Origin of the sequence: Colwellia chukchiensis, from assembly GCF_002104455.1 — a bacterium.
Lineage (GTDB): Bacteria > Pseudomonadota > Gammaproteobacteria > Enterobacterales > Alteromonadaceae > Cognaticolwellia > Cognaticolwellia chukchiensis.
Genome location: NZ_NBOC01000010.1, coordinates 117612 through 139340, shown reverse-complemented (window position 1 = coordinate 139340; position 21729 = coordinate 117612). Strand labels below are relative to the sequence as shown.

Here is a 21729-nt window from a genome sequence, read left to right as displayed (position 1 = left end):
GCTTAATTTAACCCAAGATCTCTAGTCATGTTTTCATTATGTGACTGATGAACAATAATATTGTCTTCAATTCTAATACCACCAAAAGGTCGCATCGCATCGACAGCTGACCAATTAACCATTTGACCATGACTTGAGGATTTTAACTCCGCCAATAATGAGTCTATAAAGTAAAGGCCTGGCTCTATGGTGAAAACTTGATTAGTTTCAACCACGCGTGAAGTGCGTAAAAACGCATGTTGCTCAGGTGTATTAACGTGCGTGCCACGCTCATCAGCCATAAAGCCACCAACGTCATGCACCTGTAAACCTAAGTGATGACCTAAACCGTGTGGGAAAAAGGTGGAAATAATACCGCTTTCCACTGCTGTATCAGCGTCAACCTTGATAAAGTTAAACTCAGCTAACAACTGGCCTATTTGCCGATAAGTCGCTATATGCAAGTCTACATAGCTAAGCCCTGGCTTTAATTGCTCGACGGCGCGCAGCATTAAGTCATCCATGCGGGCAATCAATTCAGCAAACCGATCAGCTTTAAAGGCATAAGTACGAGTAATATCGGATGCATAGCCATGAAAATTAGCACCGGCATCTAGTAAAAAAGATTTATGCTCTGTTGGCGCTGCACGATTAAGAGCGGTGTAATGCAAGATAGCTGTATTTTCATTAAGCGCAACAATATTGCCGTACGGCGTTTCACTTTCGGTATGTTGTATGGCCGTTAAATAGGCATGTTGAATGTCATACTCTGAGCCACCGGCAAAAAATGCAGCTTTTGCTGCCTTATGACCAGTAACCGCTATGGCATTTGAGCGACGTAAACATTCTTGCTCATAGGCGGTTTTATAAGCGCGATGATAATGTAAATAGTTTAGTAGCGGCTCAGGGTTAATATGCTCAAACCCTAAGGCTTTTGCGACTTCAATATGGGCACCAATATAAGCAAAAGCGCTTTTATCATAGGGTAAAAGTTTATCGACTTCACTGGCGGTCTTTAATATTTTAATATCAAAAAATTGATGCCAATAGTCTTCGCTTAATTCAACGACTTTATGCCAAAAATCAACGGGTTGGTAATAAATCAAGGTTGGTTTATCTGTTCCGTTGACCAGTAACCAGCAATTAGCAACGTCAACAATTGGCAGCCAAGCTTTAAAGTGTGGGTTAACCCGAAACGGATAATTGTTATCATCTAAAAAGGCTTTAATTTCTTGGCCTGAATGAATCACTAAACCGTCTAAGTTTTCTCGTGACAATACTGCTTGGGTTCTTTTTTGTAACTCCGCAATATGGGCTGGGTATGCTTTGGCTAGTGTGTTCATCGGGTAACTCTCTAAATTTTTTGGTATTTAATTATAACGCTTATCGCGCACTATGATAATGCCTGTGCTGTTATTCATTAATATTCATGGCAATGATGGCATCAAATAACGATTTCCCCGCACCCACTTTATGTTGGTATATATGCTGGTAGGCAAGCACACTTTTCACATATTCGCGCGTTTCTTTAAAGGGGATGGTTTCTATCCACACATCAGCAGGTAGTGCTTTAGTATCTTTTAACCAACTTTTTACTCGATACGGCCCAGCGTTATAAGCTGCCGTCGCTAATACCTGATTGCCATCATGCTTATCAAGTAGCTTTCGTAGGTATTTCGTACCTAATTGGATATTGTTTTTTGCATTATACAAATAGCGATTGCTGACCTTTTTACGCGCAAGTTGCTTAGCTGTACCTGGCATTATTTGCATTAAACCTTTAGCTCCAGCAGACGAGTTGGCATCAGACATAAAAGAGCTTTCGCGCCGCGTAATGGCAAAAGCCCAAGCTGAGTCAATTTTTTCATTCTCGGCAAAATGTTTGATATCTTCTGCAAAACCAAGGGGAAAGCGTAAGTCGACATCATTTAAATAGCCCTCTTTTGCTAAGGTAAATATAGCGCGATCGTACCAACCCATTTCATGAGCCACTTTCGAGGCCACCAATTTTTCACGCTTGCTCAGTTTAGACAGCCAGTAATTCCATTCTAATCGTGCATGATGATAACGACCGATGGCAAATAACTCAAAAGCTCGTTTTGCTTCCGCACTATCAAGTATTTTGGCTTTTTCGTCATCACTAATCTCTAACGGTATGTCTTGAAAATTTGCTGGCTGATTAAGTAAACTGGCAGCTAAAAAGCCGTAGTAATGACGGCTTTTCGCTAGCTCACTTAGCACTTTATGCCCTGCCGTTAACTGATTGGTCGCCATTAAACTTCTACCGTACCAGTACTGCCATTGTCGGCTGGCGTGTCTTGTGCTTGGTAATGCTAGTAGTTTTTGCTTAATTTCTTGCCAATTTTGCGCTCGAAGCGCATCTGCAATATACCATTGAGTCAGGGTACTGTTAAAATTATCCTGATCAACTTTTGCTAGCCAGCTCGCCGCTGCTTGATGATTTTTACTTGCTAAAGCTAAAGCAAACCTTAAGGTGATTTGTTGGCTTTGTTTGGCGGTAAAAGGTAATAACCTTTTCGCCACCGCATAAGTATCAAGCGCTTGTTGGGGTGAACGCCAAATCAAACGCTGTAATCCGTAAGCAACAACACTCGCCTCTTTGGCATTTTTTTGTTTAAATTTTGATAACTTGGTGACATATGCAGGGTTACGACGAACCTTATGCCATAACTTAGCTAGATATTGCTCATGCTGAGGTAATAAAGTCGTTAAATACGGCAGTAATGTGTGCTTACCGCCATCTGCGGCTAGCTTTATCCGCTGCCATATTATTTCATTAGTGCGGTAACCCGCTTGTTGCCATTGTTTAAATAGCGGATCACAAACTTTGGGTTGTGATTTTCCCACTAACCACAAAGCACTGACCTTAGGCAGTACTTGTTGTGGTGGTACACCAGATTGTAGTTGATAGCGAAAGTATTGACACTGTAATTCTGCATTACTATTCGCTTTGTAAAAGCGCTGAAACAACACCGATTTATTGCGTTTCGCTAAATAAGTTAGCCATTTTTTTCGTAATGGCCAATCTAATGGTGTTGCTTGATATTTTGATAAAAACTGTTCAATTTCACCGGCCGATGAAATTGTCATATGATTCATTAAACGACGTTGGTCTAAATACGGTTGCAATGGATAGTAATGCAATTGGTTATATAGGTTTTGATAGCTTGCTGACTTATGATTCCAGATATGCTTTTCCGCTTGCAGGAAAATTTTACGCTGTAGAGACTCATTATTGGCAAGCGCGCTGTTATCAGTTATCGCAAGACAGAAAAAGCAAAAAATTATTTTAATAACAAGCGGGCGAGCAAACGACATTTCATAACCTTGAAAAATTAGCATATCTCAATTATTCATTCCTACTACAACAAAGCAAGCTTCTATACGGATTTAATGCTGATATTCTCATTTTTAAGCTATGATGCGTTTGACAACAAGCTGTATAACAGCACAACTGCAGTTTATACTTGCGTCATCAAGAATAGGCTTTAAAATTGCCGCAAGTAGAAAACTCTTCAGCAAGGTCGAACATGAAAAACACTGCACTGCCCGACACAGATCATCAACTTGATGCGATTGGACTTAGATGCCCAGAGCCGGTAATGATGCTACGGCAGAAGATCCGTCAAATGGCGGCTGGTGAATCCTTGTTGGTAAATGCGGACGACCCATCAACCACACGCGATATTCCAAGTTTTTGTCGCTTTATGGACCATCAATTAATTGCCCAGCAAACGCAAAGCTTACCTTTTCAATATGTGATAAAGAAAGGCTTATAACGCCAGCGTTACTGTGCCGAGTTTTCGTTTTGATACTGCTAATTTAGCGGTATTGGTATTTTGGGCTGCGATTTATTGGCTACGCGCCACTCCTCTATAAATCACTAAGCTCGTGTCACTAGCATGACAACGGCAGTTAGCCAGCACAAACAAAAAAGGAATGCATTAGCATTCCTTTTCATTATCCTAGCCAGCAAAATCTTACGATTGCAGTAAAGAAATATCTGCAATTGCAAGAAAACGGTTTCGGATTTCGTTTAACAAGGTTAAGCGATTGGTTTTAACTTGCGGGTCTTTATCCATTACCATGACATGATCAAAGAAGTTATCGATTGCCTGTTTTAATGCGGCTAACTCAGTTAATGCACTTTGGTAATTTTTTACCGCTAGCAAAGGCGCGACTTTAGCATTAACTGCGCTAAATGTGTCAGCAAGTTCTAGCTCAGCGGTTTCACTGGCGACATCACGTTTAAAGGCCGGAAATAACTCACCGTCAAACTTGACGAGTATATTACCAACACGCTTATTAGCTGCCGCTAACGTGGCTGCCTCTGCCAAGGCTTTAAAGTGGCTTACCGCATGGATACGCTTATCAAAATCTAACGGCTCCGTCGGTGCATTCGCTAGTACGGCTTGAATAACATCAATGCTGATATTTTGATCTTGGTAATAAGCACGGTATCTACCTAAAACAAACTCCAATACCTGGGTAGCTACGTCTTGGTTAGATAATTTATCTTGATATAAGTCGATACTTTGCTTAACAAGCTCGCTGATATCCAGCGTTAACTGTTTTTCGATAATAATACGAAGTAAACCTATGGCTGCGCGACGTAAAGCAAAAGGATCTTTGTCGCCCTTAGGCGGTTGACCTATACCAAAAATACCCACTAGCGTATCCACTTTATCCGCTATTGCCACAGCACAACCAATATTTTGCGCTGGCAACTTATCTCCGGCATAACGCGGTAGATATTGATCTTCTAAGGCTTGAGCAACAGCAGGAGCTTCGCCATCACTTTGTGCATAATACTTGCCCATAGTGCCTTGTACTTGTGGAAACTCTTGTACCATATCTGATAATAAGTCGGTTTTACTTAGCAGACCTGCTCGGTACGCTAAGCGACTATCTTCACCGATTTTTTCCGCAATAAACTCACTCAAGCTGGCAATTCTTGTAGATTTTGCTTTAACCGTACCAAGTTGCTTTTGAAATAAAACCGACTCCAAATGTTCTAATCTTGACTCAAGCGTTTGTTTTTTATCAGTTTTAAAGAAAAATTCAGCATCTGCTAATCGAGGACGGATTACTTTTTCATTACCTTTAATAACCTGACTGGCATCTTTACTGGCGATATTCGCAACAAAAATGAATTTATTCAATAGCTTGCCGTCTTTTCCAAAGACTGGAAAATACTTTTGATGGTCTTTCATTGAATAAATTAATGGCTCAGCGGGCACATTGAGAAATGCTTCATCAAAGCTTCCCACTAACACTACGGGCCATTCAACAATAGACGTTACTTCGTCGAGTAAGTCTTCGTCTTCAGATACCTCACCACCAAGTGCTTGTGCAGCAAGTTCTATTTCGCGTTTAATGGTTTGCTTACGCTCTTGATAATCTACCACCACATGCGCGTCGCGCAATTGAGCAACATAACTATCAGCATTTTCTATTGCCACTAAACCATGGTGATGAAAGCGATGGCCGGTAACCAAATTATTCGCTTTAACATTTAAAGCTTCACCCGCAATGATTTTATCGCCATATAGCATAGTAAGACTGTGCACGGGGCGAATAAACTGTGTTCTTCCCGCCCCCCAACGCATGGGTTTTGGTACCGGTAATTTATTGATTGCAACCTTAACCATCTCAGGTATTAATTGCTCAACATGCTTGCCAGGCTCTATAGTTTTGTGCAGTAGCCACTCGCCTTTATCAGTTACTAAGCGTTCGGCTTCATCTACCGTGATGCCATTTGAACGTGCCCAACCTTGGGCGGCCTTACTGGCATTACCGTCACTGTCAAATGCAACAGTTACCGCAGGGCCTCGCTTTTCAATCGCTTTATCTGCTTGGCATGCCACTAAACCTGTAACTTGAACTGCTAAGCGTCTTGGTGTTGCATACCAGTGCATCTCATTATACGCAAGCTGAGCTGCGTCTAGCTGGGTTTTGATTTGCTGATAAAAGGTTACCGCTAAGGTTTTTAGTGATTTCGGTGGCAGTTCTTCTGTGCCTAATTCAATTAATAGCGTATCAGTAGTCATTATGATTGTCCCTGTGCTGCAGTGCCATTATTTTTACAAAGAGGAAAACCTAATGCTTCTCGTTTTGCATAGTAGGCTTGTGCACATGCTTTTGACAAGGCTCTAACTCGTAGAATATAGCGTTGTCGCTCGGTTACCGAAATAGCGTGACGTGCATCAAGTAAGTTAAATGCATGAGAGGCTTTCATTACTTGTTCATAAGCAGGTAGCGCTAATCCTTCTGCGATGAGTTTTTCACTTACCGCTTCACACTGGTCAAAGGTCTTAAATAAATCTGCTACATCTGCGTGTTCAAAGTTATAAGCAGATTGCTCTACCTCATTTTGGTGAAAAACATCTCCATACAATACTTTACCCATAGGACCATCGGTCCATACTAAGTCGTAAATGCTATCTACGTTTTGAATATACATAGCTAAACGCTCTAAACCATATGTGATCTCGCCAGTTACCGGTGCGCACTCTAAACCACCAACTTGCTGGAAATAGGTAAACTGGGTAATTTCCATGCCATTTAGCCAGATTTCCCAACCTAATCCCCAGGCGCCTAAGGTCGGCGATTCCCAGTTATCTTCCACAAAGCGAATATCATGTACTAGTGGATCTATGCCCATTTCTTTTAAAGAGTTGAGATACAAATCCTGAATATTATCTGGTGAAGGCTTTAACATCACCTGAAATTGGTAATAGTGTTGCAGACGATTTGGGTTTTCACCGTAGCGACCATCAGTTGGTCTACGACATGGTTGAACATAAGCACTACTTATTGGCTCAGGACCAATGGATCGTAAAAAGGTCATCGGGTGAAAAGTACCTGCCCCCACTTCTAAGTCTAATGGCTGCACTATGACACAGCCTTGTCGTGCCCAGTAATCTTGCAACTGCAATATTAGGCCCTGAAAGGTCTTTATATTAAACGTACTCATATCAATCCGAATCTATGATTATTGTGTGTTAAATTTCGGCTAATTATACCTGCTGTCGCTTTATTAGCCTAGGGTCTGAACTTAGTTGTTTTTAATTTATTCAAGGAAAAATACTAAGCTATAAATAAAAATGCCCGATTTGATGACCGGGCATTATATTCTTATTATCGATAAGTGCTAAACATCTAAGTTTGCAACTTTTAAGGCGTTGTCTTCAATAAAGTTACGACGCGGCTCAACATGGTCGCCCATTAAGGTATTAAACAATTGATCTGCCGCAATGGCATCTTCAATAGTCACTTGTAACATTCTACGCGACTCTGGATCCATGGTGGTCTCCCAGAGTTGGTCTGGGTTCATTTCACCTAGCCCTTTGTAGCGTTGAATGTATTGACCTCGTTTAGACTCTGCCATTAACCAGTTTAGTGCTTCTTCAAACTCAGTAACGGCTTTGACTTTTTCACCACGCTTAACATAGGCACCTTCTTCCATTAAACCATTGATGGCTTTATTAAGGCTTTGGATTGAAGCAAATTCTTTTGAGTCAAAGAACTCATAATTGCAATCATATATTGTATCAATACCATGTTTACGCACATTAAAGCTCGGGTAATAAACGTGGCGTTCTTGATCATGCTTAACTTCCACCGTATAAATTGAGCCATTACCGTCCTGCTCGTCGAGTTGCTTTAATAAGCTTGCCGTCCAAGCTTCAACTTTGGCTTGGTCTTTGAAGTCTTCTGTAGTTATCGTCGAGCCATAAATCATTTTTTCTAGAATATCGGCCGGGATCAAACGAGACACGCGTTTAATGGTTTCGTGTGTTTTACGAAACTGTTTTACTAAATTTTCTAAGGCTAAACCCGATAAAGCCGGCGCTGATTCGTTGACGCGTATTTCGGCATTTTCTAATGCTAGTGTCGTTAGGTATTCAGTCAAACCTTCGTCATCTTTAATGTACCGCTCTTGCTTGCCTTTTTTAACTTTATATAGTGGTGGCTGAGCAATATAAATGTAGCCACGCTCCATAATTTCAGGCATTTGACGATAGAAAAAGGTCAGTAGTAAGGTACGAATATGAGAACCATCAACATCAGCATCGGTCATGATGATGATACTGTGATAGCGCAATTTATCTGGGTTATATTCATCACGGCCAATACCACAACCTAAGGCAGTGATCAAAGTACCAACTTCTTGCGATGAAATCATTTTATCAAAACGAGCTTTTTCAACGTTTAATATTTTACCCTTAAGTGGCAAGATAGCTTGATTTTTTCGGTTTCTGCCCTGCTTAGCGGAACCGCCAGCAGAGTCCCCTTCCACAATATATAGTTCAGAAAGTGCGGGATCTTTTTCTTGGCAATCCGCTAGTTTTCCGGGTAATCCTGCAATATCTAAGGCACCTTTACGACGCGTCATTTCTCTTGCTTTACGCGCGGCTTCACGCGCTCGTGCTGCATCGACTATTTTCATAATAATGGTGCGTGCCACGGTCGGCTTTTCTAACAAGTATTCTCCAAGCTTTTCACCCATGGCTTGTTCGACCGCAGTTTTTACTTCTGATGAAACTAATTTGTCTTTGGTTTGAGAGGAAAACTTAGGATCAGGCACTTTCACTGAGATCACAGCGGTAAGACCTTCACGGGCATCATCACCTGAGGCGTTGGTTTCAGTGTTACCTTTTTTACTTTTGTTTAAGCCTTCTTTTACCATATAGCTATTAAGCGTTCTGGTTAAGGCGGTACGGAAGCCACTTAGGTGTGTTCCGCCGTCCCGTTGAGGAATGTTATTGGTAAAACAATGGATGCTTTCTTGGAAACCATCATTCCATTGCATAGCCACTTCCACTACTATGCCGTCATCACGGGCTAAATCGAAATAAAATATCTCTTCATTAACAGGTGTTTTGTTGGTATTTAAATATTCTACGAATGCTTGTATACCACCATCAAAATGAAAATGTTCTTCTCGACCTTCTTCACGTTCATCGATCAAGCGAATTGAAACACCTGAATTTAGAAATGATAGTTCACGAATTCTTTTTACTAATAAATCAAAATGAAACTCGACATCTGAAAAGGTTTCTTCACTTGGCCAAAACCTGACTTCGGTACCTGTCTTTTCACTTTCACCGACCACTTTAAGTGGTTCTTCGGGTACGCCAGACTGGTATATTTGTTCAAATAATTTACCATCTCGACGAATATTAAGTTTTAACTTGCTACTTAATGCGTTTACCACGGAAATGCCAACACCGTGTAAACCGCCTGAAACTTTATAGCCTGAGTCTTCACCGCCAAATTTACCACCGGCATGAAGTACAGTCATGATAACTTCTGCTGCCGAAACGCCTTCTTCTGGGTGTATTTCTGTTGGTATACCACGACCATCATCTTTTACAGATACTGAGCCATCTAAGTGTATTTTAACAATAATATCACTACAGTGACCTGCAAGCGCTTCATCTATGGAGTTATCTAAAACCTCAAATACCATATGGTGTAGTCCAGTACCATCATCTGTATCTCCAATATACATCCCTGGTCTTTTACGCACTGCATCTAGGCCTTTCAGTACTTTTATACTTGCCGAGTCATAATCTTTTTCTGTTGTCATAGCTTGTAGCCTACTCACTGATTACTGATAGTTTGCCATGTTTCACGTGAAACATTTTATAATTATCTTCTTTTGGCACTAATTGTGCCACTGCTGTTTTATCAATTGCGGTTACAACAACTTGACATGTTATTTCTGCTATCGCGTTGTTAAGCAACGCTCTAGAGTGTATATCAAGTTCTGCACCAACATCGTCAATTAATAAAATTGGTTTTACGCGCTTTTCTCTTGCTATTAATTGTGCTTGTGCAAAAGTTAAAGCCAGTAAAAACAACTTTTGTTGGCCGCGTGAAAGTTGATTATCTAAACTTGTGCCATTTAACACAAATCTGACATCAAACTTTTGTGCACCATATAGGCTATATCCAGCAGCCAATTCTTTATCACGATATTGACTTAGTACCTCAAGCAAAGTTCGTTTTGAGTTCCATCCTTGCAGGTACTGAATAACTATATCATCAGAGACCTTAGGTAACATGATTTTTAACCAAAAACTTAACTCTTTGGTCAACTGCTCAACATAAGCTGCTCGGTACTGTGCTATTTGCTCAGAGCTAGTGGCAAAAACATCACTCCAGTAGTTTAAGCTCGCTAAATCTGTTTTTGTGCGTAAACAGGCATTTCGTTGTTTGTGAATACGGGTAAACTCTCGCCAATGATCTGAAAACCCATGTTTCACGTGAAACAAACCTAAATCTATAAAGCGTCTGCGCTGCTTAGGGCCGCCAAAAAAAAGCTTAAAGCTTTCTGGAGTAATAACCTGTACGGCAATATTCTTAGCCAACGCCGAAAACTTTGTTTGTTTTTCACCACTGACCCTGATCTCGCTGAGATTTAGATGTTCAAAAAATCCTTTTCGCACACCTAATTGCGCACCGCTTTGTGTTTTGGCACTTACGGTAAAAGATAATTTATTATGCATTAATAAGTTATCTGCTTTACTACTGCGAAAAGACTTACCATGGCCAAGATAAAAAATGGCTTCTAATAAGCTACTCTTGCCACTGCCATTATCACCGATAATAAAGTTTAAATCTTGATTTAAGTCGACTGAAACGCTGGCTATATTTCGAAAGTCTTGAATAAATAACTTATCAATACTCATTACAAACGCATAGGCATTACAACGTAAAGTGCTTCTCCCGACTCTGCACCCTCAATGACCACACTACTGTTTGCATCGGCTAAGGTGAACTTGACCGCAGGCTCTTTAATCGCGTTAAGCACGTCTAAGACATAGCTGACGTTAAAGCCAATTTCCACTTCGTCGTAGGGAAAGTCTATTTCTATGACTTCTTCAGCCTGCTCTTGTTCTGGATTATTTGCCGTTATTTTTAATTCTGTACTAGCGAAATTGAGGCGAACACCTTTAAACTTTTCATTCGATAATATTGATGCTCGTGATAATACTTGCCTTAACTCATCTTTATTGGCGTTAAGTATTTTATCACCATTGCGAGGTAATACACGACGATAATCAGGAAAGCGTCCGTCAACCAGTTTACTGGTAAAAGAAAACTCACTATCAATAATGCGAATATGATTAGAGCCTAAAAACACCTGCACGGTTTCATCTACCGGATTGAGTAAGCGAATAATTTCTAAAATACCTTTACGCGGTACAATAACTTGCCGAGCGGGCAGCGTAAGCTCTTGATTGACTATTTTGCAGATTGCGAGTCGGTGGCCATCTGTAGCAACTGAACGAATTTCATGACCATCAGTTTCAATTGACATACCATTTAAATAATAGCGCACATCTTGGTTAGCCATGGAAAAATGGGTACTTTCGATCAAGCGTAACAGCTCAGACTTTAATAGCTTAAACTCCACATCGCCTTTCCATTGCTCAATATTTGGAAAGTCACTGGCAGGTAAAGTTGAAAGCGAATATTTACTACGCCCAGTACTGATTTTGATGACATCACTTTCTGACGCAAAGGTGAGTGTCGAATCTTCTGGCAAGCTTTTACAAATGTCCAGCAGTTTGCGCGCTGGAATCGTTACTTTTCCATCTTCAGCATGGTTATCAATTGCAGCGTAAGCTACCATCTCTAACTCTAAATCTGTGGCTGTTAACGTAAGTGATTGCCCACTAACATCAAAAAGAATATTTCCTAATATCGGTAACGTACTTTTCCGCTCTACGGCACCAGAAACCAACAATAAAGGTTTTAGTAGTAATTCTCTGTTCAGTGAAAATTTCATATCTGACTCGCTTGTTACTTATTATTATTATGATGACAGTGTTCTGGTTAAATTTGAATAATCTTCTTTTATATCGTGCGACTCTTCGCGCAATGCTTTAACTTTTCGGCACGCATGTAAAACAGTAGTATGATCGCGGCCACCAAATGCATCACCTATTTCAGGTAAACTGTGATTGGTTAGCTCTTTAGATAATGCCATTGCTATTTGTCGAGGTCTAGCTACCGATCGATTTCTGCGTTTAGAAAGCAAGTCGGCAACTTTAATTTTGTAATATTCTGCCACTGTTCGTTGAATGTTATCAATAGTAACGAGCTTGTCTTGCAATGCCAATAAATCCCGCAACGCTTCGCGTACAAAATCTATGGTGATGGCACGACCCGTAAAGTTAGCATTGGCGATTACACGATTTAAAGCGCCTTCCAATTCTCGAACATTAGAACGTAAACGTTTAGCAATAAAAAACGCTACTTCATCCGCTAAATTAATATGACTCTCTTGGGCTTTGCGTTTTAAAATGGCAACGCGAGTTTCTAGTTCTGGCGGTTCGATGGCTATCGTTAAACCCCAACCAAAACGTGATTTTAAACGATCTTCAACGTCAACCTCTTTCGGATAACGATCACTGGTTAAAATAATTTGCTGATTACCTTCGAGTAAGGCATTAAATGTATGAAAAAACTCTTCTTGTGTACGATCTTTACCAGCAAAAAATTGAATATCATCAATTAACAAAGCATCGACTGAACGGTAATATTGCTTAAACTTTTCCATCGCATTGTTTTGTAATGCTCTGACCATATCTTGCACAAACCGCTCTGAATGCATATAGGCAATTTTAGCATTGGGTTTATTATGCAATATGCCATTACCCACTGCATGTAATAAATGCGTTTTACCTAATCCTGTTCCACCGTAGATAAATAACGGATTGTACGCGGCGCCTGGGTTATCTGCGACTTGCGATGCGGCTGCACGGGCGAGTTGATTCGACTTACCTTCAACAAAGTTATCGAACGTATACTTTACCCTGACATTGGTGGTTTTTGGTAAGTTACTATCAGGAATCGCCTGATCTTTATGGTTTGCTACTTTCGTACTGGCTGGTACTTGGTTTATGCCGCTTGCGTTTTCCGCTTTGTTAGCGGGTATACTGCCAACATCAAAGCGCAACAATGGTGGATTAGCACTATCTTGCATACTCACCAGTTCGTTGATGCGATTTACATACTTGTCTCTGACCCAGTCCAAAACAAAACGGTTGGGTGCGTATAGCGTCATGATATTATCTGTGATCACACACTGTAATGGACGTATCCACATACTAAATTGCTGCGCAGGCAACTCTTCCTGAAGAACAGATAAACATTTTTGCCAAAGTGAATGATCCAACAATCGACTCCTGATAAATACATGGCTTCCTGCAATTATTAACCTGTAAAAGAAGGGTAAAAAACAGCAAAGAAAATTTTAATTCTTATGATCTGTCTATTATCACCATAGTTATCCACAACATCAATATTGACATTTCGATAATTGCCTTTTATTTACATTTTTTTCTTCTATGCCAAGTAAATTCAGCACTATTGCCAAGTTAAAATAACCAATGAATACTAAAAAGTTTTCCATATTCTATTTAATTATGAAAGCGACAACCCTGCTTTTGTTATAAAACTGTGGATATATTTAGATCGAACCGATCCCCAAAGGATCTTTTCTAAATAGCCAAAGAATAAGCATTGACAATGTATCATTATCTATATAGAATTTCGCCTCATTTTTAGACCCAGTGTGCTCATGAAGGCTGTTTTGCCGGGGCAACAACAACAGACGGATTAGCGTAATGAAAAGAACATTTCAACCTAGTGTATTAAAGCGTAAGCGCAACCATGGCTTCCGTGCTCGCATGGCAACAAAAGCCGGTCGTGCCGTAATTGCACGTCGTCGTGCTAAAGGCCGTGCAAGCCTTAGTGCTTAATCCTTTCAACTTGCAACCTAAGTTAAAAGGATAGTAGCCACTATGGTTACTTATGAATTTAACCGGGAGTCACGTTTACTGACTCCCGGTCAATTTCAAGCTGTATTTAGCAAACCTCTTCGTTTTGGCTCTAGCCATATCACAGTACTCGTCACACAAAATTCTGATAATAAAAGCCGTCTAGGTTTAGCCATTGCCAAAAAACGAGTTAAGCTCGCGGTACAACGAAATCGTATTAAGCGACAAATTCGTGAAAGCTTTCGTTTAAATCAGCACAATCTGCCTGCTATTGACATTGTTGTTATGGTAAAGTCAGGTACCGACCAGCTAGACAATAAAGAAATTAATCGGCAATTGGAAAAAATATGGCGAAAAATAATTCAGCGCCACAAAAAATAGCAATTTCCTTGGTAAAAGCATACCAGCGCTGGCTTAGCCCCTTGTTAGGCCCTCATTGCAGATTTGACCCAACGTGCTCTTTTTATGCCATCGAAGCCATAAATCGCTTTGGTGTGTTAAAAGGTTGTTGGTTAGCAAGCAAACGTATACTAAAATGCCACCCACTCAATGCGGGAGGACATGATCCCGTGCCACTATCAAAAAAAGAGAAGTAATACATTATGGAATCACAACGCAGTTTTCTATTTATTGCGCTTATGGTAGTTACCTATTTGCTATTTAGTCAATGGCAAGCCGACAATGCCCCAGTTATTGAGCCCTCAACCGAGTCTCAACAAACCATGCCATCGCCTAGTAATGACAATGGCGACTTTGTGCCTGAATCATCGGCTACAGTAAGTACAATTAACAAGCAAACCAAAGCGGTCAGTGCCAGCTTAATTACCGTAACTAACGATGTATTATCACTTAAAATTGATACCAAAGGTGGTGACATAGTAGAAGCAAAGCTATTTAAGTTTGATACCGAGCAAGGCAATGGTATCCCTTATACTATGCTACGCACGGATCGCGACCTTTATGTGGCGCAAAGTGGTTTAACAGGTGCGCAAGGCTTAGACCGTATCATTCCTGGTCGCCCTATTTATCAAACAGCTGCCACTTCTTATCAAGCAACGGCAAATGAACCCTTAGTGATTGACCTAAACTATATTGATGAAACGGGTTTATCGGTAATTAAGCGCTTCACCTTAAACCATGACAGCTATGCCATTAATGTGGAATACATCATCACTAACAATGCCAGCACGCCTGCTAGTGTACAAATGTATGCACAATTAAAACAAACTACGTTAATCGACAGCGGCAGTGGCTTAATCCCCACCTACAAAGGTGCGGCTTTCTCGACTACTGAAGATGTTTACGAAAAGTATGATTTTGACGACATTGCCGACAAAAACCTCAATGTTGCTACGCAAGGAGGCTGGGTTGCTATGCTCGAGCACTACTTTGTATCTGCTTGGGTTCCTGAAAAAACAGCAACTAACCAATTATACACTAGCTACACCAGAAACAATGAAGCGGTTATTGGTTATAAAGCACCTGCTATCACCATAGAACCACACAGTACCGCAAGCACTTCTGCGATATTCTATGTCGGCCCGAAAGATCAAGACGTATTAGAAAGTATTGAAGAAAACTTAGATCTGACTATAGATTACGGCTTTTTATTTATGATCAGCCAACCGTTATTTTGGTTACTAATTAAAATACAATCTATTGTTTCTAACTGGGGCGTAGCCATTATAATTATTACGCTAATCGTTAAAGGTGCCATGTACCCACTCACGAAAGCTCAATATACCTCAATGGCAAAAATGCGTGCTTTACAACCAAAAATGACACAGTTAAAAGAACGTTTTGGTGATGATAAGCAAAAAATGTCACAAGCCATGATGGAGCTATATCGTAAAGAAAAAGTCAATCCAGCTGGCGGTTGTTTACCCTTAATCATTCAAATGCCGATTTTCTTAGCATTGTATTGGGTATTTTTGGAAAGTGTTGAATTACGTCATGCGCCCTTTATGCTTTGGATTCAAGACTTGTCTGCCCAAGATCCGTACTATATTTTACCGATACTAATGGGTATCAGTATGTTTATTATGCAGAAAATGCAGCCAATGACAGTTCAAGATCCTATGCAGCAAAAAATCATGCAGTATATGCCTGTGATGTTTACGGTATTCTTTTTCTGGTTCCCATCTGGCTTAGTACTTTACTGGTTAGTCAGTAATATTATTTCCATAATTCAAATGAAAATAATCTTTGCTGGCATCGAAAAAGCCAAAGCAAAATAAGCTTATTAAATTTACGAAAAAGGTAGCGAAAGCTACCTTTTTTTTCGCTAAAACTTTACCTAGCATCTAAATAAAGCGTCACTAAACCCACATAATACAAGCAAAAACAAAGTCTAGATTTCCAGCAGCGAATTAACGGTTTATAATGACGCCAATTTAGAGTATTTATTTTTAACTGAGAACATACCATGACCCAGCTTGCTTTTTCATCAAGCCAAAAAGAAACCATAGTCGCACAAGCTACAGCCCCAGGTAGAGGTGGTGTTGGCATCATCAGAGTTTCTGGTCCTGAAGTTCGCAATGTTGCTACGGCTATATTAGGTAAAGTACCTGAGCTTAGAAAAGCCGAATACTTAAGCTTTAACGATCGCCAAGGCCAGGCACTAGACCAAGGTATCGCCCTTTACTTTAAAGGACCTCATTCTTTTACGGGTGAGGATGTATTAGAGCTTCAAGGACATGGCGGGCCAATTATTCTAGATATGATCCTAAAAGAGATTTTAACGCTAACTAATGTCAGAATGGCAGAGCCTGGCGAATTCAGTGAACAAGCCTTTCTTAACGATAAGCTCGACTTAACTCAAGCTGAAGCCATTGCCGATCTCATCAACTCAAGCTCAGAGCAAGCTGCCCGCTGTGCGTTACATTCACTGCAAGGTGACTTCTCTAAATTAATTCACCAGATCGTCAACGACACCATACATTTACGCATGTACGTTGAAGCGGCAATTGACTTTCCCGAAGAAGAAATCGACTTTCTCGCTGACGAAAAAGTTGTCAATGATTTAAAAGCGATCATTCGCCAAGTTGAGCAAGTTAAAAGTAAAGCCAAGCAAGGTAGTATTATTCGTGAAGGCATGCGGGTGGTGATTGCTGGTCGCCCTAACGCGGGTAAATCAAGTTTACTTAATGCTTTAAGCGGTAAAGAAAGTGCCATAGTGACAGATATTGAAGGTACCACACGCGATGTACTGTCTGAACAAATTCATATTGATGGCATGCCGCTACATATTATTGATACCGCAGGTTTGCGTGAAAGTGCCGATAAAGTTGAACAAATTGGTATTGAACGCGCTTGGCAAGAAATTAAACAAGCAGATCGAGTGTTACTGATGATCGACTCCGCAGCGGATGAAACACTCGATGCTAAATCTGTTTGGCCAGAGTTTTTTGCACAACTGCCAGCCAATATGGCGTTAACTGTGATCAGAAACAAAGCCGACATCAGTCAAGCCCAAACCGGCTATCGCGAATTAAACCAAACCCCCACAGTGACCTTGTCAGCAAAAACCGGTGCCGGGGTTTCAGCCCTTACTGAGCACCTTAAACAGTGTATGGGCTACCAAGGTAGCACTGAAGGTGGTTTTATGGCGAGACGACGTCACTTGGTGGCACTAGAGCAAGCTCACCAACACTTAACGATAGGCCTAGAGCAGCTTGAATCTTTTGTAGCAGGCGAAATTTTGGCAGAAGAACTGCGCTTTTGTCAGCAAGAGCTCAATAAAATTACCGGCGAATTTAGCAACGATGATCTGTTAAGCGAAATTTTTTCCTCATTTTGTATCGGTAAATAAAATAAAAATGATATGGTGTTAAGTTCTCCCAACAAGCAAAATACGAATAAAAACCGAACCGCTAACAAGCTAAGGTTCACAAGGACAATAATGAAATACCTGAAGTCACTGTTAATTACCACCACCTTGATGGCAAGTTTTACAAGCTCAGCGGCTGCAATAGCACCAGAATTACTGCGCTGCAGTAAATTAACGGACAATACGCTAAGATTGCAATGTTTCGATAAATATATGCAGCGCGTAAGTTCAATTGCAGCAAATAACACGGCTAAAAATAAGCAACCGCCTAAAACGTCAGTTAAGGCTGAAGCTAAAAATGAAGAGAAATTAATTGCCTCATTCGGCCATGCACATAGATATTCTGAACAAGAACGTGAGTTTGACCAATTAACCGCTGTGGTAAAGTCAGCGGCACGCAACTTAAAAAAACAATGGAATATAGTGCTAGATAATGGTCAAGTTTGGCGAGAAAAAGGCGGGGATAAACGCGCAAAATTCGCGCCAGGCGACACTATCATCATCACCCGGGGCATTATGAACAGCTTCCAACTAAAAAAACAAGGAACAAAGCGGCGCATTCGTGTGCAGCGTATCCAGTAAAGTACGACATTAAGGCCCGTCAAATGGGCCTTAGCTACCATACTATAGGCTAATACCTAATCTATCATAGCATTGTAGGTTTGATGTTCATCAACGAAATAATGACCGTTTTTAACTTCAATTTTTTTACAACGATGTATGGGCTGCTTAGATCCTAACTCTCGCTCATTTTTACATTTTAAGCGCTGACTTTTAGCACCATAGAGCGTGACATACTTTTCACCTTCAACGTTTAATGTTTTTAAATAATCGGCTGGCAATTTTTCTTCAAGCATTTTTAACGGTAATAGCCAAGCTTTGCTTTTTTGTTCATTGGCCACCGTTAACCAAGCATAACTTTTTGCTAAATCTTGCGGCGTACCTTGGCCATTCAAATACATAGTGCCTACGATATATTGAGACATTTTATCGCCCCGCTTGGCAAATAACTCTAGCTGTGGCAATGCCTTATCGTAATTATTTTCTTTGTATAAACGAATGGCTGCTTTTAACTCTTTATTGTAATCCTCTATCTCCATCAGTTTATCCGACATTGAATGACTGAAAAATGACGTAGCGAGTAATACCATTAACAGGGTAAAATTGCTCATTAACTTATTCATAAATTATCCAAATATTTGTTTTACCTTTAGAATACTTAATTTGATATTTCTATGCTTTTCCAATTGTAAACATATGTAACTAGGGCCTTAATAAAGCCAAATTTATTAAGATCATAACTAACGACTCTTTTTTAATAGGATTGATAAATGAGCTCATTTCAAATAATTGTTGGCAGTATGTTAGGTGGCTCGGAGTACGTAGCCGAAGCTTGCGAAGAAACATTAGTGACACTTGGTCATCAAGTGCAGTTGCATTTCCAGCCGGATTTAGCGCAAATACCCAGCGAAAATCAAACTTGGTTAATTTGTACATCCACCCACGGTGCAGGAGACTACCCCGATAACATCCAGGCCTTTGTCACGGATCTAGAAAAAACCGATCATGATCTATCCTCAATGAGCTTTTTAGTCATTGGCCTAGGTGACTCAAGCTATGATACGTTTTGTTACGCGGCTAAAAATATAAATAAACTATTAATATCAAAAGGATGCAAAGAAACCATACCTTTGTTAACGATCGATATGAGTACCGATATCGATCCAGAGTTGCGATCACAAGAGTGGTTAATGACCAATAAAGATCACTTATAAGTAACTTACCCATAAGTTATTCACAGTATAGGCTTAAAAAAACACCTAATGTGTATAACTATAAGGATAAGCTCTTAATTTTCTATTATTATTCAGTGCACAGTAAATTATCATTTTAACCATGTGGATAACTCGATGTTTTGATCAAAGGATATAACTGAGTTGATCAAGCTTTGATCACAAGGATTGGTGTTGTTCATGATCTTGTTTTATAACAATAAAAGTGGCTTATCAACAGAAAAGTAGGATCCTAATAAGTAATAATAATAAGATCTATTTAAAGATCTTTATATATTACTTAAGGATCTTCCCCCGATCTTTTCCTCAATTTGATCATTCCCCTACCGTCAAAAAAGCGCTAAAATAGCGCTCTTAAGTTTTTATCCAATTGGAAAAGGTCGTTTATTTATGTGGTATCAAGAGTCTTATGACGTAATTGTTGTTGGTGGCGGTCACGCAGGTACTGAAGCCTCACTTGCAGCAGCGCGCATGGGCTGTAAAACCTTACTGCTGACTCATAACATCGATACTTTGGGTCAGATGTCATGTAACCCAGCCATTGGTGGCATTGGTAAAGGCCATTTAGTCAAAGAAATTGATGCTTTAGGCGGATTGATGGCAACCGCTGCTGACCATGCAGCGATCCAATTTAGAACCTTAAATGCCAGCAAAGGACCTGCTGTACGCGCTACACGCATTCAGGCCGATCGTAATTTATATCGAAACTTTGTCCGTAATTACTTAGAAAACCAAGAAAACTTAACTATATTTCAACAGCCTTGTGATGATCTGATTTTAGAAAACAATAAGATCGTCGGCGTTTCCACACAAATGGGCTTAAAGTTTAAGGCTAAGAGTGTCGTGCTAACGGTAGGAACATTTCTTGCCGGCCAGATCCATATTGGCATGAATAATTATCAAGGTGGTCGAGCGGGTGATCCTGCTAGTGTTAACTTAGCAACACGCTTGCGTGATATGCCGTTTCGCATTGATCGTTTGAAAACCGGAACTCCACCACGGCTAGATGCTAGAACGCTTGATTTTTCACAAATGACCGAGCAACCTGGCGATGAGCCAAGGCCGGTGTTTTCCTACATGGGATCGCTAAACGATCACCCAGAACAAGTTTCATGTTTCATCACCCATACCAATAAGAAAACCCATGAAATCATTCAATCCGGTTTAGATCGTTCGCCAATGTATACCGGAGTTATTGAAGGTATTGGTCCTCGCTATTGCCCATCGATTGAAGATAAAATTCATCGCTTTGCGGAAAAAGACAGCCACCAAATTTTTGTTGAGCCTGAAGGCTTGAATACGCATGAAATATACCCGAATGGTATTTCTACTAGCTTACCTTTTGATGTGCAAATGGATCTGGTGCGATCAATTAAAGGTTTTGAAAATGCACATATTACCCGTCCGGGTTATGCCATTGAATATGACTTTTTTGATCCGCGCGATCTAAAACAAACGCTGGAAAGTAAGTTTGTTGAAAACCTATATTTTGCCGGACAAATTAATGGTACAACGGGTTATGAAGAAGCTGGTGCTCAAGGACTTGTTGCCGCAACGAATGCTGCGGCGCGAGTACAGGGTAAAGACGAGCTAATATTAACGAGAGAGCAAGCTTACATTGGCGTCTTAATTGATGATCTTGCCACCTTAGGCACCAAAGAGCCCTATCGCATGTTTACCTCTCGTGCTGAATATCGCTTATTATTACGCGAAGACAATGCCGATATTCGCTTAACAGAGCAAGGTCGCGCATTGGGCTTAGTTAATGATCAACGCTGGCAACGATTTAATGAGAAAATGGAAAACGTTGAACAAGAACGTCAACGTTTGCGTACTACTTGGTTGCATAAGGATCATTTGGCAGCGGCTGAGGTGAATGAATTACTGAAAACGCCACTCAGTCGTGAAAATAGCTTAGAAGATCTCGTACGACGTCCGGAAGTACGTTATGACGACCTTATGACTATTGCGGGCTTAGGACCTAAGCTTGCGGATGCCCAAGCTTCGGAACAAGTGGAAATTCAAATTAAATATGCCGGTTATATTGAACGTCAGTTAGATGAAATTGCGAAAAAGAAACGCCATGAAAATACGTTGATCCCAATTGACTTTGACTTTACCCAGATTTCTGGTCTATCAAATGAAGTGGTGGCTAAATTGACTGATGCACGCCCAGAAACTATTGGCAAAGCATCGCGCATTTCTGGTATTACTCCGGCGGCAATTTCGTTATTATTGGTTTATCTGAAAAAACATGGCTTATTACGCAAAATTGCATAAAAAGTCACCATATATGAAAGATTTACCT

The 21729-nt window shown here is 40.4% G+C and carries 18 protein-coding genes; 9 read left to right on the top strand and 9 right to left on the bottom strand.

The window, feature by feature from the left end:
* Positions 1 to 2: 2 nt before the first annotated feature.
* Both pepQ and B6K83_RS12275 read right to left on the bottom strand, forming a co-directional pair.
* Complete coding sequence (gene pepQ / locus B6K83_RS12280) at positions 3 to 1322, bottom strand: Xaa-Pro dipeptidase (protein ID WP_085285218.1); 1320 nt, start codon at positions 1320 to 1322, stop codon at positions 3 to 5.
* Positions 1323 to 1392: 70 nt separating this feature from the next.
* Positions 1393 to 3342: a transglycosylase SLT domain-containing protein gene (locus B6K83_RS12275; RefSeq protein ID WP_092251368.1), complete on the bottom strand. Its 1950-nt coding sequence runs from the start codon at positions 3340 to 3342 to the stop codon at positions 1393 to 1395.
* Positions 3343 to 3530: 188 nt separating this feature from the next.
* On the opposite strand from B6K83_RS12275, the gene tusA reads away from it, so the two are divergent.
* On the top strand, positions 3531 to 3779 hold the full coding sequence (tusA, locus tag B6K83_RS12270; RefSeq protein WP_085285217.1) for a sulfurtransferase TusA: 249 nt from the start codon (positions 3531 to 3533) through the stop codon (positions 3777 to 3779).
* Positions 3780 to 3980: 201 nt separating this feature from the next.
* Here tusA and glyS read toward each other — a convergent pair whose 3' ends face one another.
* From glyS to dnaA, 6 genes are all read right to left on the bottom strand, one after another.
* Positions 3981 to 6050 carry a glycine--tRNA ligase subunit beta gene (gene glyS, locus B6K83_RS12265; protein WP_085285216.1) on the bottom strand — a complete coding sequence of 690 codons (2070 nt, stop codon included), beginning with the start codon at positions 6048 to 6050 and terminating at the stop codon, positions 3981 to 3983.
* Positions 6050 to 6976, bottom strand: coding sequence for a glycine--tRNA ligase subunit alpha (gene glyQ, locus B6K83_RS12260; protein WP_085285215.1), 927 nt, complete (start codon positions 6974 to 6976; stop codon positions 6050 to 6052). The genes glyS and glyQ overlap by 1 nt, the downstream gene beginning before the upstream one ends.
* A gap of 177 nt (positions 6977 to 7153) precedes the next feature.
* The gene (gyrB, locus tag B6K83_RS12255; RefSeq protein WP_085285214.1) at positions 7154 to 9595 is read right to left on the bottom strand and encodes a DNA topoisomerase (ATP-hydrolyzing) subunit B; all 2442 of its coding nucleotides are present in this window, start codon (positions 9593 to 9595) and stop codon (positions 7154 to 7156) included.
* A 10-nt stretch (positions 9596 to 9605) separates the two neighbouring features.
* Complete coding sequence (gene recF / locus B6K83_RS12250; protein WP_085285213.1) at positions 9606 to 10700, bottom strand: DNA replication/repair protein RecF; 1095 nt, start codon at positions 10698 to 10700, stop codon at positions 9606 to 9608.
* On the bottom strand, positions 10700 to 11803 hold the full coding sequence (dnaN, locus tag B6K83_RS12245) for a DNA polymerase III subunit beta (RefSeq protein WP_085285212.1): 1104 nt from the start codon (positions 11801 to 11803) through the stop codon (positions 10700 to 10702). The genes recF and dnaN overlap by 1 nt, the downstream gene beginning before the upstream one ends.
* A 27-nt stretch (positions 11804 to 11830) precedes the next feature.
* Positions 11831 to 13195 carry a chromosomal replication initiator protein DnaA gene (dnaA, locus tag B6K83_RS12240; protein WP_085285211.1) on the bottom strand — a complete coding sequence of 455 codons (1365 nt, stop codon included), beginning with the start codon at positions 13193 to 13195 and terminating at the stop codon, positions 11831 to 11833.
* Positions 13196 to 13646: 451 nt separating this feature from the next.
* On the opposite strand from dnaA, the gene rpmH reads away from it, so the two are divergent.
* The 6 genes from rpmH to B6K83_RS12210 all read left to right on the top strand — a co-directional run bounded on the left by rpmH (position 13647) and on the right by B6K83_RS12210 (position 18210).
* Positions 13647 to 13781 (top strand): 50S ribosomal protein L34, encoded by a 135-nt coding sequence (gene rpmH, locus B6K83_RS12235; protein WP_085285210.1) that lies wholly within the window; start codon positions 13647 to 13649, stop codon positions 13779 to 13781.
* Between the two features lie 42 nt (positions 13782 to 13823).
* Positions 13824 to 14180: a ribonuclease P protein component gene (gene rnpA, locus B6K83_RS12230; protein WP_085285209.1), complete on the top strand. Its 357-nt coding sequence runs from the start codon at positions 13824 to 13826 to the stop codon at positions 14178 to 14180.
* Entirely contained in the window at positions 14147 to 14395 is a 249-nt protein-coding gene (gene yidD, locus B6K83_RS12225) for a membrane protein insertion efficiency factor YidD (RefSeq protein ID WP_085285208.1), read from the top strand. Before rnpA ends, yidD begins: the two co-directional genes overlap by 34 nt.
* A 6-nt stretch (positions 14396 to 14401) precedes the next feature.
* Complete coding sequence (gene yidC / locus B6K83_RS12220; RefSeq protein WP_085285207.1) at positions 14402 to 16036, top strand: membrane protein insertase YidC; 1635 nt, start codon at positions 14402 to 14404, stop codon at positions 16034 to 16036.
* A 188-nt stretch (positions 16037 to 16224) separates the two neighbouring features.
* On the top strand, positions 16225 to 17610 hold the full coding sequence (gene mnmE, locus B6K83_RS12215; RefSeq protein WP_085285206.1) for a tRNA uridine-5-carboxymethylaminomethyl(34) synthesis GTPase MnmE: 1386 nt from the start codon (positions 16225 to 16227) through the stop codon (positions 17608 to 17610).
* Between the two features lie 90 nt (positions 17611 to 17700).
* Positions 17701 to 18210 (top strand): hypothetical protein, encoded by a 510-nt coding sequence (locus B6K83_RS12210; protein ID WP_085285205.1) that lies wholly within the window; start codon positions 17701 to 17703, stop codon positions 18208 to 18210.
* A 56-nt stretch (positions 18211 to 18266) separates the two neighbouring features.
* Here B6K83_RS12210 and B6K83_RS12205 read toward each other — a convergent pair whose 3' ends face one another.
* Entirely contained in the window at positions 18267 to 18812 is a 546-nt protein-coding gene (locus B6K83_RS12205; RefSeq protein ID WP_085285204.1) for a tetratricopeptide repeat protein, read from the bottom strand.
* Between the two features lie 147 nt (positions 18813 to 18959).
* Between B6K83_RS12205 and mioC the strand changes: the two genes are divergently transcribed.
* Complete coding sequence (mioC, locus tag B6K83_RS12200) at positions 18960 to 19403, top strand: FMN-binding protein MioC (RefSeq protein ID WP_085285203.1); 444 nt, start codon at positions 18960 to 18962, stop codon at positions 19401 to 19403.
* A gap of 408 nt (positions 19404 to 19811) precedes the next feature.
* Positions 19812 to 21701 carry a tRNA uridine-5-carboxymethylaminomethyl(34) synthesis enzyme MnmG gene (gene mnmG / locus B6K83_RS12195; RefSeq protein WP_085285202.1) on the top strand — a complete coding sequence of 630 codons (1890 nt, stop codon included), beginning with the start codon at positions 19812 to 19814 and terminating at the stop codon, positions 21699 to 21701.
* Positions 21702 to 21729: the final 28 nt, after the last annotated feature.

Excerpts from the sequence above, each read along its gene's own strand:
- pepQ (WP_085285218.1), bottom strand. The coding sequence starts at position 1,322 with ATGAACACACTAGCCAAAGCATACCCAGCCCATATTGCGGAGTTACAA.
- B6K83_RS12275 (WP_092251368.1), bottom strand. The coding sequence starts at position 3,342 with ATGCTAATTTTTCAAGGTTATGAAATGTCGTTTGCTCGCCCGCTTGTT.
- tusA (WP_085285217.1), top strand. The coding sequence starts at position 3,531 with ATGAAAAACACTGCACTGCCCGACACAGATCATCAACTTGATGCGATT.
- glyS (WP_085285216.1), bottom strand. The coding sequence starts at position 6,050 with ATGACTACTGATACGCTATTAATTGAATTAGGCACAGAAGAACTGCCA.
- glyQ (WP_085285215.1), bottom strand. The coding sequence starts at position 6,976 with ATGAGTACGTTTAATATAAAGACCTTTCAGGGCCTAATATTGCAGTTG.
- gyrB (WP_085285214.1), bottom strand. The coding sequence starts at position 9,595 with ATGACAACAGAAAAAGATTATGACTCGGCAAGTATAAAAGTACTGAAA.
- recF (WP_085285213.1), bottom strand. The coding sequence starts at position 10,700 with ATGAGTATTGATAAGTTATTTATTCAAGACTTTCGAAATATAGCCAGC.
- dnaN (WP_085285212.1), bottom strand. The coding sequence starts at position 11,803 with ATGAAATTTTCACTGAACAGAGAATTACTACTAAAACCTTTATTGTTG.
- rpmH (WP_085285210.1), top strand. The coding sequence starts at position 13,647 with ATGAAAAGAACATTTCAACCTAGTGTATTAAAGCGTAAGCGCAACCAT.
- rnpA (WP_085285209.1), top strand. The coding sequence starts at position 13,824 with ATGGTTACTTATGAATTTAACCGGGAGTCACGTTTACTGACTCCCGGT.
- yidD (WP_085285208.1), top strand. The coding sequence starts at position 14,147 with ATGGCGAAAAATAATTCAGCGCCACAAAAAATAGCAATTTCCTTGGTA.
- yidC (WP_085285207.1), top strand. The coding sequence starts at position 14,402 with ATGGAATCACAACGCAGTTTTCTATTTATTGCGCTTATGGTAGTTACC.
- mnmE (WP_085285206.1), top strand. The coding sequence starts at position 16,225 with ATGACCCAGCTTGCTTTTTCATCAAGCCAAAAAGAAACCATAGTCGCA.
- B6K83_RS12210 (WP_085285205.1), top strand. The coding sequence starts at position 17,701 with ATGAAATACCTGAAGTCACTGTTAATTACCACCACCTTGATGGCAAGT.
- B6K83_RS12205 (WP_085285204.1), bottom strand. The coding sequence starts at position 18,812 with ATGAATAAGTTAATGAGCAATTTTACCCTGTTAATGGTATTACTCGCT.
- mioC (WP_085285203.1), top strand. The coding sequence starts at position 18,960 with ATGAGCTCATTTCAAATAATTGTTGGCAGTATGTTAGGTGGCTCGGAG.
- mnmG (WP_085285202.1), top strand. The coding sequence starts at position 19,812 with ATGTGGTATCAAGAGTCTTATGACGTAATTGTTGTTGGTGGCGGTCAC.